Source organism: Photobacterium sp. DNB23_23_1 (assembly GCF_052873815.1).
This window is the reverse complement of record NZ_JBNNXT010000001.1, coordinates 342996-359726: the sequence shown is the minus strand read 5'-3', so window position 1 is coordinate 359726 and position 16731 is coordinate 342996. Positions and strand designations below refer to the sequence as shown.

Here is a 16731-nt window from a genome sequence, read left to right as displayed (position 1 = left end):
TATTCACTATTTACTGATAACTAGAGAAATTAAAATCAGTGCCGTTGTCATTGGCCAGATTGCGCTTGCAGGCGGGTCGATATGCGTATCAGCCCGGATCAACCAGAATCTTGCAAACAACTGACCTAAAACAGAAGCAAACAACCCTGAGACTGCTCCGATAGTGACCAGCAATACATCATTTTGAACTACACCAATAAACAGTGATACAGCCACAGCACTCACTAGAGTAATATGATGGGTTGTAGGTACAAGGACATTCATCGCTAAAAAGAGAAGTGATATTGCAGAAATTGCGAAACCTAAGAAAATAACTCCAGGAGCATCTGGATAAGCTTTGAGTAGCTCAAGCGCCGACCATGCAGACATTGCTCCAACGAACGTTCCCAATATGATCGTCATTGGAAATGTATCTTGATAAGCTAGCCACGAATGCTGTTCAGATGTTTTGAAACGATCCAAGCCATGCTTACCTTCACAGTGCTGGCCAATAATACCGCACTTACTGAACATCAAGCGAGCCGCTATGGCCGACAAAACAACCGTCAGAGCTACTGAGTCAGTATTGGCTCCGATCCCTTCAATACTGGAAAGAATAGACTGAACAAGATAACCAAATAAACCAAACGCACCACCAATCATAAGCACACTTGGCCGACTTAGACTGACAAGAGGCGTGACGATATCCCGGCCATTTTTCAACCAGCCTTTATGAGAAGCATAAGCCGCTGCGGCAACACCACCGGCAAAGGATATATGAGGACCAAAAATAGGCCCCAAACCGATTAAATCAAGAAATGCGGAGTCACCACTACCAATCACAATCGCGATTCCGACAATAATGGCTATTCCCGTAAAAACAAAAGCAACTAAGCCACCAAAAACGGCGCCTAAAAATCCTCCAGCAAAGGATCCGAGTATACCCATGACACTGATATTGAATAAGTTATCCATCTTTCATGTCCTTTAAACTTTGTAGGGTGAGCCTCGTTGCGCTTTATCTCTATGTTTAGTATTGCGCTAAGGCTCTTTGAGGTTCGGCTCATGCTTGCCTAAGCACCAGCCGGTGGTACATGTTTATTGCATTATCAGAGACCAAGTTTTCCTGGATTAAGAATTGCGTTAGGATCAAGGGCTGCCTTCAACTTGCGCAGTATCAAGTGAGCTTCACCAATCGAGCGACGACTATAAGGGGAACGAGCCAAACCACCACCGTGATGATGTGAAAGCTCAGCGCCATGCTCGATACACACTTCCATAGTCGTTTTCCAAATCTGCTCCAAACGAGCTACGGCAGCTTCATTGTCCTCTTCTTGACCCAGAAGAATGACATACATAGAAGTGCCTTGATTGTAGATATGTGAAAAGTGTGAGATGACCTCATTGGCTAGCGGTGAGAGAGCTTTTTTTAAGTCCTGCCAAAGTGGGTGGATAGAATCCCAATTGTGGGCAATTTCTATGGTTTCACCAAAGCCACCTTTTGTCGCTAATAGATTCTCAACAGTTGAGAAATCAAAACGGCGCTCCATCCAGCCAAGAGTGGCTTCAGGGCCAATGGCTTCACCTCCATGTTTCTCTGCTAACTGATGCAAAATACTTTGTTCTGCATCAACCATGGCCGACAGTCCCCTACTACCCAAAAACAAGACGGGCGTTTCAAAGTTACTGTCCTGCATCGCATGTTTGGCTTCCTCGGTATCATAAAAGCGTACAAGGAAGGGTTTAAGGTTTGATGCTGTGATCTCTCGCATCAGAGCCAAACCATCTTCTACAGTCGGAATGGCATAAGTCATAAAAGCTTCGGCTTCCATCTTAGGAAAGACTTTTAGTGTCACTGAAGTGATCACCCCCAGCGTACCTTCTGAACCCAGGAATATTTGACGTAGATCAGGACCCATGGCTGCACGAGGGTTCGCTTTCAGTGACATTTTTTCACCGGTTGCCAGAATAACATCATAACCAACCACCAAATCCTCAATGCCACCATAAAGCGAGGAAAACTGCCCAGTAGCTAGCGTCGCTAACCAACCACCGACCGTTGAACGGTAAAGTGACTGGGGAGAATGGCCCATGGTCCACCCTTTCTTTTGCAGTAAATCTTCCAAATCCCCACCGTTATGACTACAAGTCGCAGTAACAGTCATATTCTTTTCATTTAGCGAGTAACTACTCGGGATTTCAGAAATATCTAAAACAATTCCCCCTTTTGTTGGCAGGGGTTGCCCGGTAACCGATGAAGCTAGAGCCCTAACAGTCACAGGGATTTTATCCTCATTAGCTAAGGACAAAACTTTACAAATATCCTCATCACTTCGCGCTTTGACGACAATATCCGCCATATTCGGGTGCTTATCCAGCAAATTGAGTTTGGTCATTAATGGCCAAGTATCATGGCTACTCGCTTCCAAATCTTGCTTCAATGTCGATACTTTTGATGTACCTAATGCACTTTCAAGTTTCTTTTCAATTAGTAGGTAATCCAACATAACCCCTCACTTAGCTCATCATTTGGGTATTCACGGTTAGGTATAAGCCTCGATATCACTTATCTTTGACTCAATAATCATATTTTGGAGTATTCAATAAATTGACTATTGATCCGATAAAATTTAAAGTCAAAGTGAAGTTGTTAAAGTGAGATGTGTTGCACGTTATTGTTCACTTCTCAACCAAGAAATGACTTCGACTTGTTTGTGGGCCGATAAATGTCCAAAAGGAAAAACATGCTGACAGAGCTAGATAATAAATATCGCTACATCGATAATGCCCAAGAGGCCGTCACGATCATCAAACGGTGTGTCCATCGAGGCTTCTGTAATGCCACTTGTCCAACATTCATTGACTCTGGCGATCAGAACAGAGGCCCGAGAGGGCGTATTTATTTAATTCGAAATTTCTTACAGGGAGAGCCACTCACGGCAGAACAACGCAAACACCTTGATTTATGCCTCACGTGCCGCAGTTGCGAAACCACCTGCCCAGCAGGGATCGAATTTGGGAAACTGATCAGCATTGCTCGATGCATGATTGATGACGAATACCCTCGCCCATGGAAAGAACGTACTCTGCGCTGGGCTATTAAGCAGGTTCTCCCTTACCCGCACCGTTTTTCTGTAGCTCTTCAAATGGGACAGGTAATAAAACCCTTCTTACCTAGCGCCATAGCAGAAAAAATACCTACAACAGAGAAAAATAACCTTTGGCCTAATTCACAACCGAATAAAGACAACCTGATTTCAAATCAACAGGAGAAGAAAAAAGTCGTTATTTTGCTGACTGGCTGTGCCCAGGACACCCTCAACCCTGCAGCAAAGCTATCCGCCATAAGCGCCCTTAATGTATTAGGTATTCAAGTTAAACAACTTTCAGCGGCTCATTGCTGTGGCGCAATACATGCCAACCTTGCTGACCACAACAAATCGCGACAAATAATGAAAAACAATATCAACATATGGTGGCCTTTAATCGAGCAAGGCGCTGAAGCCATTATCTCATTATCATCAAGCTGCGAGTTAATGGTCAGGGAATATTTCAAACACCTAGGCAATAGCAAAGAGTATGGAGAAAAAGCAGAAATAGTCAGTAATTTAACCAAGAACATTGGCGAAATAATACTAGAAGAAGACGAACAACTTGTGCACTTTTCCCTCAATGATGAGCATAAAAACCTAGCATTACACACACCTTGTTCGCTAAGGAACGGTTTAAAAAAAGAAGAACTGCCTAGAAAAATACTGAGCCAACTTGGTGCGACCTTCAGCGAAACAGAAGATAACAATATCTGTTGTGGATCCGGTGGTACTTATTCGTTATTGCAACCTCAATCTAGTCTTCAGTTAAGAAACAACAAAATCAAAGCACTAACCATCAAGCATCCGTCACGTATTGTCACTTCTAATTTAAGCTGTCAAATACACATAGGTTCGGCTTCTACTTTACCAATCTCGCACTGGATAGAATTACTCGATGTTTGCCCAAATAATCTTTAAGTTTTACTATCACATTAAAAAAGCCAGCCAACAATAATGTTCGCTGGCTTTCTCAATCGTCAAATAAGTTTATCACTGAGTTAAATCAACGATTCGATACCATATTCTTTGCCATAGTTCTCAACCACAAAGTCGATATCTTTATCACCGCGGCCAGATAGGTTAATCAGGATTGAGCCAGTTTCACCTTCCTTTGCCAACTTCAGGGCATAGGCCAAGGCATGGGCCGATTCAATGAGTACAAAAACAATCATAAAGACTAAAGTGCCATGGTTGAATAGTGACAAGATGAATATTTGGGATAAATGTGATCTCGAAGATTGGTATTAATACCAACCTACATAAATATTTGATCAGTCATGCTGGTTAAAATCGCAGATAAGAAAAGGCGCTAGCAAACTCTACTTTGCTAACGCCTGAAATACATAGAACATCATGCTAGGTATGATGAGCATGATTAAATTTAATGATTACGCTTAGTTTGACTCTTAATCAATGTCGCAATCAGTACAACTTTGTAGTGCGATTTCATGTTCAAAGACTGCTGTATCGTTACCTTCTGCCAATAGCTCTGCTATTTCATCCGCGACTTCTTGCTCATCTTCCGCTTCAACTTGATTCGCTAGTTCTTCTTCTGGGTAGCCGTAGAAATTCAGCAATAAGTAATCACGCGCTTCGTCTTTAGTACAAGTCACGTTCACCGAAAGATCTGGCTCAACGTTTCCTTGCTCGATTATCGCAGCCATTTGCGCTAGGACATCATCTTTCATCGCAGCCGTTAACCAACCAAGATCAGTGCTTACTGTGTTTTTTTTACAGTTAAAACAAGGAAGTTGATGAAAGTAATATTGAAAATCAGTCATAGGTAATTTCTTCTTTGAGTGTTGTATAGCAAGATTATGCGCATTTTCTAGCAAAATACTATCTCAATAGACATTGAAGACTGGATTGCTGTGGATAATTTTTAGCGGGACGCAGAGCAAAACAACGCTGACCACTCAGCTAAGACTAAATATCCAAAAGAAAATGTTAAGCCATTTTCAGGTCAAAACAGTAACCAATTCAATCCACAATAAACACCCCGTTAGTAAATAATTCATTAATAATTTCATTCGATGTCGAGCCCGTCCCCAGCCCTAATGCCGCGACATCGATATTTTCAACGGTGATGTTCTGCTGTGAGGTATCGCTTACTGCAACCGAAAGATTCACGGCGTCATCGGTATCAATATTGGCAGTGATATTATTGAGCAACCGATCGAGGTCGCTCTCATCGTTATCCGGTAAGATCTCAGCAATATCTAGCTGATCGAGGTTAATTTCAAAATCTTTCACTGTATCAGTAAACGGCGTGCCGGTGGTGGACACATCCGATGCTTGCCAAGTAAAGACATCTGCTGCACCGTCTCCGATACCATTAAGCTCACCGCCCCACAGTTCGTCATTACCTACGCCGCCAAGCAGCTCATCACTGCCACCAGCACCAACCAATATGTCATCGGCCAACCCACCGAGCAGACGCTCATCGACGTCACTGCCTACGACAAGGTTCTCGGCGTCGTTATCACCAGCACCAACGTCATTGCCGGTGTTGGCTAAATCATCTATACGGATACCTATCAACAGCTCGGTCGACTCGGCTTCGCTGCCATCAATTTCCTGCGAGATACCGACCAAGGTCAAGTTGTTCGCACCTTCAGGGAGATCTGCAACGAATATATCGTCCAGCTCTGTGCTTGCCACCCGCCAGCTACCATCACCGTTATCAGTACCAATTTCAACCCCGGAGCTGTCAACCAACCGCCCTGCTCCAGGGTTACGCACTTCAACAAACAAGGTTTCATCGGCATCAGCAGGGAGCACCGCCAACCCTAGCAATGGCACTAATGTCCCCAAGGTAGCACGCGTATCAGCTAGCTGGGGAACCGTTAACTCCAAGGTCGGTGGCTCAGGTTTCGGGGTGACAGTGACATTGATAATGGTCGTTGCCTGTTGCGGCCCGCCAGAGCCGACATTACCGTTATCGTTGGCAACAAGAGTAATGACATCATCACCTTTGAAGTCGAGGTTACCGAGGTAAGTGATCCCAGCTGCTAAGGCGGTATTAATATCAGCAAGGCTACCTTCCAAGGTGACTGCAGCACTGCCATTGTCGGTTATCGTAACACCTGTGGTTTCAACCGCCGTCAAACCGCCATTATTTGCTGTGAGGGTTACCGTCATCACCCCACTGCTACCGGTCTCATCGAAGTCAATATCGGTGACATTCAAACTATTGATCACCAAAGGAGTATCTTCCTCTACGGTTTGATCGCTAATATCCGGCAATTCTGGCGCATCGTTAACCGCTTCAATATCCAAGTTAATTGTCACGAACTGGGCAATATCGTCTGTCGCCACATCGGTTTGGTCAACAGCGCGGATTTCCAAGTCTAATTGCCCATCCCAGTTATCACTGTTAGCATCGCCGGGAATAAATACGAGGTTATCGAGAGCTGAACTATTAACAGTGACCAACCACACACCGCCGCCCTGATCCGTTACTGTCCCTGTGACACCATCAGGTAGAGCAATTTGGCTCGAATCAGGTACATTACTGACTTGGATTTGCAGCGTTTCCGGTGGGTTTTCTGACACGTTAGTTCCAGTGCCTGAATAGCTATCGCTATCATCAAAGGCTTCGATGTTGAGGGTAAGGTCGATATTGTCATCCTCGGTGCCTTCGGCTGTTGGAGTGACATCAATATCGACCCTGTCCGCAATGGGGTTTACCACCACGGTGAAAGTTGCAGTATTTTCAACCGGCAACTCCAAGCTATCCTCTTTGGAAAACACGACAATATCCAAGTCTACCGAGCCGCTGAAATCGTTAGGGGGGATAAGGCCAAGGCTACTTAAATCAAAAGAGTCACTACCAGGAGGCACGGCAACACTCCACTCGCCCCCACCATTGTTATCTGCACCGTCAATAATAAAACCTTCCGGTACGTTGACGATTTTTATCGACAAGATCGATTCAGAACCATCAATATCGACCACATTTCCACTAATACCGGCAAAGCTGATGGCACCACTGTCTTCATCGCCCTCAACCGGAGTATCAATCCCGATGAAGTTCACTTCATCATTAACCGCTATCACTTCAAAAATAATGCTGCCATCAAAGCTGGCTGTATCGGTTTGGATAGCCGCCCCTGTAGTTTCATCATATTCGGCTGTATCAACAATCGTGACAGCCACATCCAATGAGACATCACCACTAAAGTCTTGTGGAGGAACATAGCGAATCGCACCTAACTCGCTGATATCGGTGATCGTCAGACTGGTCACCTGCTCACCCGCAGCATTAAGCAAAAAGCCACCAGCAGCGCCAACACTAATTACAGCCAGCTCGATGGTCTCGAGACCTTCTAGGGTAGTGTTGCTGATATCGGCAACGGTCGCAGTAACGTCGAGGATGATGGTGCCGTCCTCGTAAGCGATATCAGGGTAAATCACCTCGGGTTCACCACCTTCAACTGGCTGGCGGTCCGCATCCAACCCTTGGGTTTCCACTACAGAGACATCAATATCTGGCACCCGAACATTGTCACCAGTTCTGTCGGGAACATCGACAATGGGATCGATTCGCACCGGAATCGTATCGACTAACTCATTGAAATCACCACTTTCGGTATCGGTATTGACGTATTTCACATCAAGAATGAAATCACCAGCAAAGTCCTGCGGGAGATTCAAGGTAATACCGGATAAATCGACGCTACCATCCGCCTGCACCGGTACTTTAATCACGTATTCACCAGTGACAAAGTTGAAATCCATGCCGGAGATTGTGGCCCCATTAGGCAAGCTAGCAGCACTGATCACCAATGAAAGCTCATCATCTCCCTGGTTTTCCCCGACTGTGCTTAGGCTCACAATCTGATTAAGGAAAGTCCCCAAAGTCACCGTCGTATCTTCTTCACCGGTAACAATAATGCTGTCATCCACCACAATATCTGCCGCAAATTGATCGTTAAGCGTATTCCCTTGGAAATCTATGGTCAGGGTGCTGTTTACTATCTCAATGGCACTAGGGTCCACATCATCACTCTGATCTTGCACCTGAGCAGCAATGGCGATGTCCACAGTACCGATAAAATCAGCAGGGGCGAGGATCTGGATGTCACCCAAACTGCCCTGAGGTACTGTCCAACTACCATCACCGTTGTTGATACCACCAATGACAACAAAGTCTGCTTCGGGATCAGGGAAGGTGATCACAACAGACAAGATGATCTCGTCACTGCTGGGATCGAGATCTTCAAACACGATCTGACCATCAGAGTCTGGACCGCCACCAAGATCCAAACTGCCGTCAATAGAGACGATGGTATCGACAAAATCAGTACTGCCTGTAGGCGTCACTCCAAGTTCGGCATCCGGCTCTACCACTGCCTGAATAATGACATTCAAAGTGCCATTGACCGCTTGGACATCGGTCGCTGGCGAATCAACATCCACTTCAGTAATCATTACCTCTGTGGTGATAGCCGTAGCGCCAGTGAGATTTAAATCTGAATCTTCCGGGGCCAACAGCTGCAGTTGGGCACCATTCAATAACTGGGTCAATTGCGCATCAGTCAAGGTGACAGAGCCCGCCGCATCGACAGCTAAAGTGGTAATCGTGCCACCATCATTTATCTGCAAACCATAACCAGGCTGGATATTGTTAATCACCAAACCGGTCACCACTTCTTTGCTATCGGTTATTACCGGTTGCCAGTTGAGGTTGATCGGCTGATCTTCCAATCCATTACTTTGGCGCGTGTAGTCCTCGGCATCGACAACAGGTTCAATGTGAATAACAAGCTGAAATTCAAATTCACCTTGGTCGCCATCATTTTCTGTTACGACAACATTGGCATCGAGTACGATATCTTCTGTACTGTTCTCCGGCGGGCGGATACTAATAGCCACGGGCTGATCAGGATCACCAATATCTTCCCCCGTTAGCTTCACTTCATAGCGGGGTAAGCCATCGTCATCAAACCCAACAAAGACCAGCGTTTGCTCATTGCCCTCAGCATCAAAAATTTGGGTTCCCTCAGGGATATTAGAAACCACAAAGGTCAGAGTTTCAGACTCATCCAGCGGCGCATTGGCCAACTCCCCTGATACCAAACTAAAATCGAGTACCGCATCGGTATCTTCATCAACCGTGGTTTCAATGCCGGGGACTTCACTACCAACAATTTCGGTCCAGTTACTGCCGTTAAGCTCAAACTCAGGCTCGTCAACCACGCCAGTTAATGCCACCTCAATAAACTGCTCCGGTGTAACTAGGACATCTTCGACCGTTTCTACAGTGCCGTCTTCAAAGGTGATATCAACAACATCCTTAACGATACCTTCTACTTTGAATTGAAAGTCGACATTACTTTCCGGTACCGGGATCAGCACAACTTGATCTAATTCTTCATAGAGAATTTCATACACGCCATCGGCATCTGGAGTGAGGACCACGCCATTTTGTGATAGCAGTGCGCCATCGGGTAGTTCAGAAATACGGACAAACAGGGTTTCAACACCGAAATCATCATCGAAATCATCCAGTTCGGTTAACTCGATAAGCGGAGCAAGAGTGATAAGCTCATCTTCTAGTGACTCTACCCGGCTGACCTTGAGCTGGGCGTCATCAGCAACAGGAAGGACATTCAACAGTATCTCTTCGGTTATTTGTGCCGTTTCCGAGCCCGGCACAAAGTGTCCTAGTTCTGTACTTTGTGCGGTCAGGTTCAAGCGAATATCACCGCTGAAATTATCGATAGGGTCAATCTCAATAGTATCGACTGCAGTCACTGGCACTTCAAACACACCCGGCGCGACTTCAATTATCCCCTCACCAATGAGCTGGGCTTGCCCTTCAGTGATGGTAATAAAATAGGTTAGATCCTCCGACCCATCGGTATCTTGTAACAGTGCCTGAAATGACTCACTGAGGCTGATGTTGTCGCCGTCCTCCTCGCCATCGCCATAGTAAAACACTGCGGTATCAGCGAAAGCCGGCTCATCAGCAATACCCAATACACTGATAGATAAAGTGCCATCTTGCAGAGGCTGATTTACCCCATCAACGGTGACGACCTCCGCGGTTACCGTAAAGTCCAATAGATTATTCGGCTCAAACAAGGTCGAATAATCCGGCTCCGGCACGAAAGTGACACCTTGTAGCTCGAACACCCCATCACCATCGGGATCAACAAAGGCGGTGGGATCAATTTGCACTTGCCCCCCAACAGATACGATCTCGACACCGTTAAGGAAAAACTGCCCGTGAGGATCTGCGGGTAGTATGATAAATACATCTCCGATCTGCTCGCCGCGATCCGCATCACCAATATCTATCGACATATTGATTGGGATCCCAGTCGTAGGATCGCCAAGCGATTCGTCGGGGTTCCGACCTTGATCTTCAACACCTTCGGAAGGCTGTACCACCAGAGTCGGTTCTTCGTCAGTGATAGTGATCGTTAATGTACTCTGGCTAGTATCGTTGTCGCCATCGGTCACTTCAAAATCAACATTGGCAACAATAGGCTCGGCACCATGGGCGAGATCTGATTGGGAATTAAACAACACCTGACCTTCGGCACTGATCAATAACTGACCGAGCAACTGACCGTCCTGATTAACGTCAAAGCTAAAGAAACCCTGTGCATCAGGTGTGCCCGTCAATTCCTGCCTAACACCTTCAATGATAACTGCCGTAACTTCGGCATCATCGGCCCCTTCTTCAGGAACCGTCAGTACATCGAGGGTCTCTGTCGACTCCCCTTCTTCTATCGATTGGAAGGCGGCATCTTGGGTCTGTGGAATATCGTCATCTATCGTTACCGCAAACGTCACAGCAGAGCTAGCGTCGCCATCTTGATCGACCGCGGTAGCTGAGAACTCAATCGTCAGCTCGGTATCATTATCTGGCTGAACATGGTCCAGTGCACCCAGCAAGGTAAAGCTATAGCTATCATCGGCTGAGGTGCCGGTTGCGATAAACGCTAATACAAAGATCACCACACCGTTCACTTGGCCTTCATAGGTGTTGTTGGTGGTATTGAAAACCAAGGTGACCTGTTGCCCGCCAGCCGTTAGCGTGCCTGCATTCGCGGTATTGAACGCATCAACATCGACCTCATAGTTAACGATTTCATCGGAGCCGGTATCAAAGGTGATTGTTGCGGTGGCGGTTTCCCCATCATCATCCGGTGTCGAACCGGGATGAAAATCTCCTCCCTCATCAATATCACTTTCCAGCACCGTGACCGAGGGGATGGTTTCGATAGCCGGATCAGTACCATCAGTAATCGTGGTGGTGATAAGGGCTGGTGTTTCCAAGAAGTCACCATCGGTATCTTGAACCTGGATAGGTAAGTCAAAGACAATGGTATCGTCTTGCTGGCGTACCAAGCCGGTATTATCCGTTCCGTTGTGATCCAATGGCTTAAGCTGAGTCACTGTGGTTGTAATATCTACCTGCTCACCATCGCTGTTTTGTAAAGCAGTAACAACTGCAGTTAATACCGTTTCGCCATCGGCAGTAAGTGTTAATGTCCCCGTAGTAGCATCCCACGTTGCAGTTACCGGTAGCCCACCTGCGGTAATTTCTGCCTCTAGTTCAGCCAGCAATGTGGCTAACTGAACCGGGTCGAGAGCAACCGTGTCGGGCTCTAGCCGATCAACTCCAGCCGCGATGGTGATCGCCGCTTCATCCGATACCGGGTAACCTTGTTCATTTCCAGGCTCACCTTGATCAGGTGTAAGATCGCCTTCAGTAAACGCAAGTTGTGCTGTATTACCACCAACAGGATCTGTCCCGTCTTCAATCGTTATAGTGATTGAACCTTGTGTTGTGTCATCGTCGCGGTCTGTCACTTCTATCGCTAATTCCAGCGTCGCGAGATCTGAGTCGACAACTTGGTCAAGTGGCCGCAACTGAGTGACACTGTAACCACCGGTAATATCAATATCGATTTCCAGCACCACAATATTCGGGTCATCGGCCCTAACCACTGTGATTTGATTGCCAGAAACCGTAACCGTCAGGTCAAAACCATTACTGGTTAAGTTATCTAGCGCAGGTTGTGCGGCAGAAAATAAGACGGAAATAACATCGTCACTACCCTGAATGACCTCAATATTACCTGTCCCCGATGATGTCCCATCATCGCCTTCATTGAGTGCCAGACCTGAGTCATTACCAAAGGCAGGATCATCACCGTCTTCGATATTGATAATGATGATGCCTGTATTACTATCCCCGTCATCATCGGTAACTAACACATTGAGCGGCAGAGATATTGTGTCATCGACAAGGTGATCAAGGTTGCTATTGAGGGTCAGGGTATAGTCACCGGTCGGCGTCATCACCACAGTGAACACGTTCTGCGGGGTGCCGTTAACCTCAATGAATGCGTTGAGAGTATTGCCATCAACCACTTCAAACTGTACCGGAAGGCCGTCGCTAAACAGGCTATCAAAAGCGGGTTGGTCAGCCACAAAGTTAATCGTTGCGACTTCATCACTACCAACGTCCACGCCAACCTGACCCGGTGTCGGTACGTTAAGATCAGCGGTTTCGTTGACCGTAATACTGCTGCCTTCGGCCAGTTCAGGAATCGGCCCGTCAGTAATGGAAGCGATCGCTGTGACTTGGGTTACTAAGTTATCTCCATCAATATCAGTGGCCTGCAATGGCAGGTTCACCGTTATCAACTCACCGCTGACCGATATAAATCCGTCACTGTTTCCATTGATATTATGATCCAACGGTGACGATTGCGTCACTGTCATGGTCAGATCGATATCCTGACCATTACCGGACTGTACCGGGGTGAACACTATCGTCAGCACCGGTGTGCCGTCGCCTAGCACACCAATTAATTCATTCGTGTTCGGGTCATAGCTAAATACCAGTGCCTCTCCGCCGCCAGACGTCAGTTCGCTATTAAGTTCAGCCAAAATTACAGCCAGTTGATCAGGGTCTATCTGGACAGATTCCGGCACCAAACGATCAGCGCCCGCGACAATCACTTGAAATTGCTGCTCGGTCAGCGGGTATTCGCTTGGAGCTTGGTCAGGCGGGGCGAGGTCCGGCTCGGTAAAATCGACGGCGATAGTGCCACCACCAGCAGGATCATCGCCATCAGTGATCGTAATGGTTATCTGCCCAGAGGTTTGGTCGCCATCGTCGTCAGTGATCACCACATCAAGTGGTATTAGCAGGCTATCACTGTCGATATGATCCAGCGTTCCGCTGAGCGTTGTTTCAAACTCGCCATCAATATTGATGGTGACCAACAAGATGGTATTTCCCAGCGAATCTACCAAAGTGATTTCACTGCCTACCGGCGTCCCACCGACCACCAAGCTGACTGGATTGCCATCACTAGTAAAATTAAGTGCTGCTTGGGTATCGGCAAACAGCAGTGAAGCAACGTCATCACTGCCTTTATCAATAGTTATCGTGCCCTCAACTACCTGGTTTGCATCGTCGGTTTCATTGAGGCTAACTCCAGCTTCGTCTGCCAAAGCGGGAAACTCACCATCCGTAATTGTCACAGAGACACTTGCAGGTTGGGTTAAGTCATCACCGTCGGTATCGGTTGCCATCAGCGGCAAGGTAAAGACAATTTCCTCTTCATTGCTGGTGATATAGGACGAAGTAAGCGTAGTGTCGAGGTGATCGAGCGGTTGAAGTTGAGTTGTGATTACCGATACGGTTAAATCGTCACCGTTATCTGCTTGAACACTGCTAATCGCAACCGTTAGCACCAAGCTTCCATCAGGCAAACGCGCTTCCAGCAAACCGCTGGCTTCATCAAATGTGACTGCCAATGGTTCACCAGCCGAACTCAGTACCGCTTGCAAATCAGCTATCACACCGGCAAGTTGAGCTGGGTCTATGGATATAGAATCTGGATCGAGACGATCAGAGCCAGCGACAATACCCAAGGTTGCCTCGATACTTTCCGGATAGTTACTGGGCTCAAGATCTGGCTCCACCATAGCAGCCACGGCACTTTCTCCGCCCGCGGGATCTGAGCCATCATTTAAGGTCAGGACAATTTGACTATCGTCAGTATCGCCATCATCATCCGTTGCTAGCACATTGATAGTCAGTTGGAGTTGATTGCTATCTAAAGGCTGATCAAGAGCATCACTTTGTTCAAGTGTATAGGTGCCATCATTGGCGATGGTTACGCTAAGAATAGCCTCACCTTGGCTATTGAGGAGCACCAACAGATTCTGATCAATTTGATAGCTAACCGGCGCGCCGTTACTGGTAAAGCCAGCAACCACACTCGCAAGTTCGGGGGTATCAACAAACACCACACTGGCTATAGCGTCACTGCCTACATCCAGCTCAATCGCGCCAGTTGCCGTATCCACCTGATCCGGAGGGGTGTTGTCAGGGTCGCTAATTTCAGCCCCAGAATCAGCGCCGAAGGAAGGAAAGTCCCCATCAATAATGGTGGTGGTTAATATTGCTGGGGTATCAAGGAAATCACCGTCAGTATCATTGGCTTGGATCGGCACCGTTACTACAATTTGTTCACCGCTTACAGACACGAACCCATCACTGTTTCCACTGGTAAGGTGATCGAGCGGCAGCAATTGGACTAAGTCAGCAGTAATAGTGATCCCCAACCCATCGGCGCTTTGCACGGAAGTCAGTGTTAACGTCATGGCGACTTCGCCATCAGGCCTTACGCCAGACAGCACATCGGTCGCATCGTCATAAGTAAAAGTAAGCGCTTCACCGCCCGAGCTTATCTCTTGCTCTAGTTCATTGATAAAATCTGCCAACACCCGTTCATCAATGGTGACAGTATCGGGATCTAACCTATCGACGCCTGGTGTCAGCTCAATGGTATCTTGCCCTGCTTCCGGATAATTGTTTGGAGCCAAGTCAGGCTCAACAAAAGTGATCTCACCTGTTTCCCCGCCAGGAGGGCTGTTACCATCAATACTGATCAGCACCACTAAACCATCGGTACTATCGCCATCAAAATCGGTTGCCGTTACTGCTAATTGCAATACCAAATCAGCACGGTCAAGCTCATCAAATGGCTGCATTTGATTGACTACATAGCTACCATCAGTGCTTATTGAAATAGTTAGTACTAACTCTCCACGACTATCCACCAGCTCCAGTTGGTTACCGTTTACTGATACGGTTGTCTCAAAGCCGTTGCTGGTAATACCGTCCAAATCAGGTTGAAGAGTGTCAAACACCAGAGTGTTGATTTCATCACTGCCCACATCCAAGGGGATTGCCCCTTCGATATCAATGCCAAGTGAATCTGCTTCATCAATGACGGTACCTGCATCGGTGCCAAACAATGGATTCTCGCCGTCAAAAATAACCGAGTTGACCTGCAGTGGAGCATCCAAAGGGTTACCAGCCAAGTCAGCCCCTTGCAATGGCAATAGCACCGATAGCGCATCATCAATATTGGTGACTCGGCCACCACTACCCTCCCCATCTGGAAGGTGGTCAACCGGTCGCTCCAACAAAGTCGTGACGGTTACAGTGACATCCCTTCCCCCGGTTTCGGCTGAAATCTGGAAAGTCACCACGGTATTACCGTTGCTCATGCCGATAATCGCATTACTGGCGGGATCAAACGTAAAGACAACAGGTAGTCCGCTAGACGTCACCTCGGTACTGAGCTCTGCCAACAAGTCAGCTAGCTGCGCTTGATCGAACGTAAATGAATCAGGATTTAACGGGAGTGAGCCGGCACTTACGATCACTTGGGTTGAGGACTCGGAAGGATAAGTATTGGGCGAGAAATCAGCTTCAGTTAACTGCATCTCACCAATTTCACCACCAGAGGGGGAAAACAACGGCGGAGTCTCATCCTCGGCAGCAATCTCGCCACGTTCAAACTGGGTATCAAAACCCGCTTCTGCCAACGTTGCATCGCCGTTGTAGTTGATAACAACAAAACCACCATTGGCCGTCTCGCCACTGCTGCCAACGCTTCCCGAACCACTAGCCCCTCCAGAAGAGCCAGCAGCTGGCGGTGCCAGAATATCGGTTGGATCGGCACCTGCCAGTATTTGTTCCTGTATAGCTTCCAGCTCTTGCTCGCTTAGCCCAAGCAGAGCAAAAGAAGCCTCATCCGTAAATTGCCCCAAAGGTTGAATAACCAAACCTTCGGGGAATATTTCCAAACTACGGTCAGTATCACTAGAAAGGGAGGCACTTCGAGAAGGAGCGACCAGAACGCAAGTTGGGCAGGGCCAATCAACTAAAACCGGCTCACCATTTTGCATGACCATGTAGTTCGCATTGCTATCAGCTAAAAGCATTTGGCCAGATGCTATCTTAATGGTTTCACTGGCACCAACTCGCTGGGTTGCTCCACCGGGTTGAACGATATAAACAACCCCCTGATTCACCGTCACTTCAATGCTATCAATAGCTTTTGTTCCACTGGGTTCTACACGCTTTGAAGACACATCTGATGAAGTGTTAAACGACGATGATTCAGCCATACGCACTACTCTTGACTGGTAATTTTGGGAGGTTAAGTCCTAATTCTAGTCTCGTATTGAAGTCAACCTTCACAAACCCTAAACGGTTCTCAGGTTTTAGAATTCCCAAACTCGTTACGACAGGGGGCTTGGTCGTGCCCTATGCTTTCATGATTCAGCGCCTGCCGATTTGAACGAAGAAACAACGAGCAGGTAAATT

The 16731-nt window shown here is 47.2% G+C and carries 5 protein-coding genes and 1 pseudogene; 1 reads left to right on the top strand and 5 read right to left on the bottom strand.

All coding sequences use genetic code 11. The annotated features are described in order from the left end of the window. Positions 1 to 6 precede the first annotated feature (6 nt). Together ACVA53_RS01475 and ACVA53_RS01470 are read right to left on the bottom strand one after the other, a co-directional pair. On the bottom strand, positions 7 to 954 hold the full coding sequence (locus ACVA53_RS01475; protein WP_446504355.1) for a hypothetical protein: 948 nt from the start codon (positions 952 to 954) through the stop codon (positions 7 to 9). 134 nt (positions 955 to 1088) lie between these two features. After that, a complete protein-coding gene (locus ACVA53_RS01470) occupies positions 1089 to 2486 on the bottom strand; it encodes an FAD-binding oxidoreductase (protein WP_446504354.1) in 1398 nt (465 codons plus the stop codon). 237 nt (positions 2487 to 2723) lie between these two features. Between ACVA53_RS01470 and glcF the strand changes: the two genes are divergently transcribed. Then, entirely contained in the window at positions 2724 to 3989 is a 1266-nt protein-coding gene (gene glcF, locus ACVA53_RS01465) for a glycolate oxidase subunit GlcF (RefSeq protein WP_446504353.1), read from the top strand. Between the two features lie 80 nt (positions 3990 to 4069). Here the strand turns inward: glcF and ACVA53_RS01460 are convergent. The 3 genes and pseudogenes from ACVA53_RS01460 to ACVA53_RS01450 all read right to left on the bottom strand — a co-directional run. Then, positions 4070 to 4225, bottom strand: a pseudogene (locus tag ACVA53_RS01460) (tryptophan synthase subunit beta); the annotation flags it as partial. A 252-nt stretch (positions 4226 to 4477) separates the two neighbouring features. Further along, positions 4478 to 4852 carry a hypothetical protein gene (locus ACVA53_RS01455; protein ID WP_255042699.1) on the bottom strand — a complete coding sequence of 125 codons (375 nt, stop codon included), beginning with the start codon at positions 4850 to 4852 and terminating at the stop codon, positions 4478 to 4480. A gap of 199 nt (positions 4853 to 5051) precedes the next feature. Continuing rightward, positions 5052 to 16532, bottom strand: coding sequence for a retention module-containing protein (locus ACVA53_RS01450; protein ID WP_446504352.1), 11481 nt, complete (start codon positions 16530 to 16532; stop codon positions 5052 to 5054). Between the last annotated feature and the right edge of the window lie 199 nt (positions 16533 to 16731).

Bases quoted from the DNA above. Each gene is read 5' to 3' on its own strand.
- ACVA53_RS01475 (WP_446504355.1), bottom strand. From the start codon at position 954: ATGGATAACTTATTCAATATCAGTGTCATGGGTATACTCGGATCCTTT.
- ACVA53_RS01470 (WP_446504354.1), bottom strand. From the start codon at position 2,486: ATGTTGGATTACCTACTAATTGAAAAGAAACTTGAAAGTGCATTAGGT.
- glcF (WP_446504353.1), top strand. From the start codon at position 2,724: ATGCTGACAGAGCTAGATAATAAATATCGCTACATCGATAATGCCCAA.
- ACVA53_RS01455 (WP_255042699.1), bottom strand. From the start codon at position 4,852: ATGACTGATTTTCAATATTACTTTCATCAACTTCCTTGTTTTAACTGT.
- ACVA53_RS01450 (WP_446504352.1), bottom strand. From the start codon at position 16,532: ATGGCTGAATCATCGTCGTTTAACACTTCATCAGATGTGTCTTCAAAG.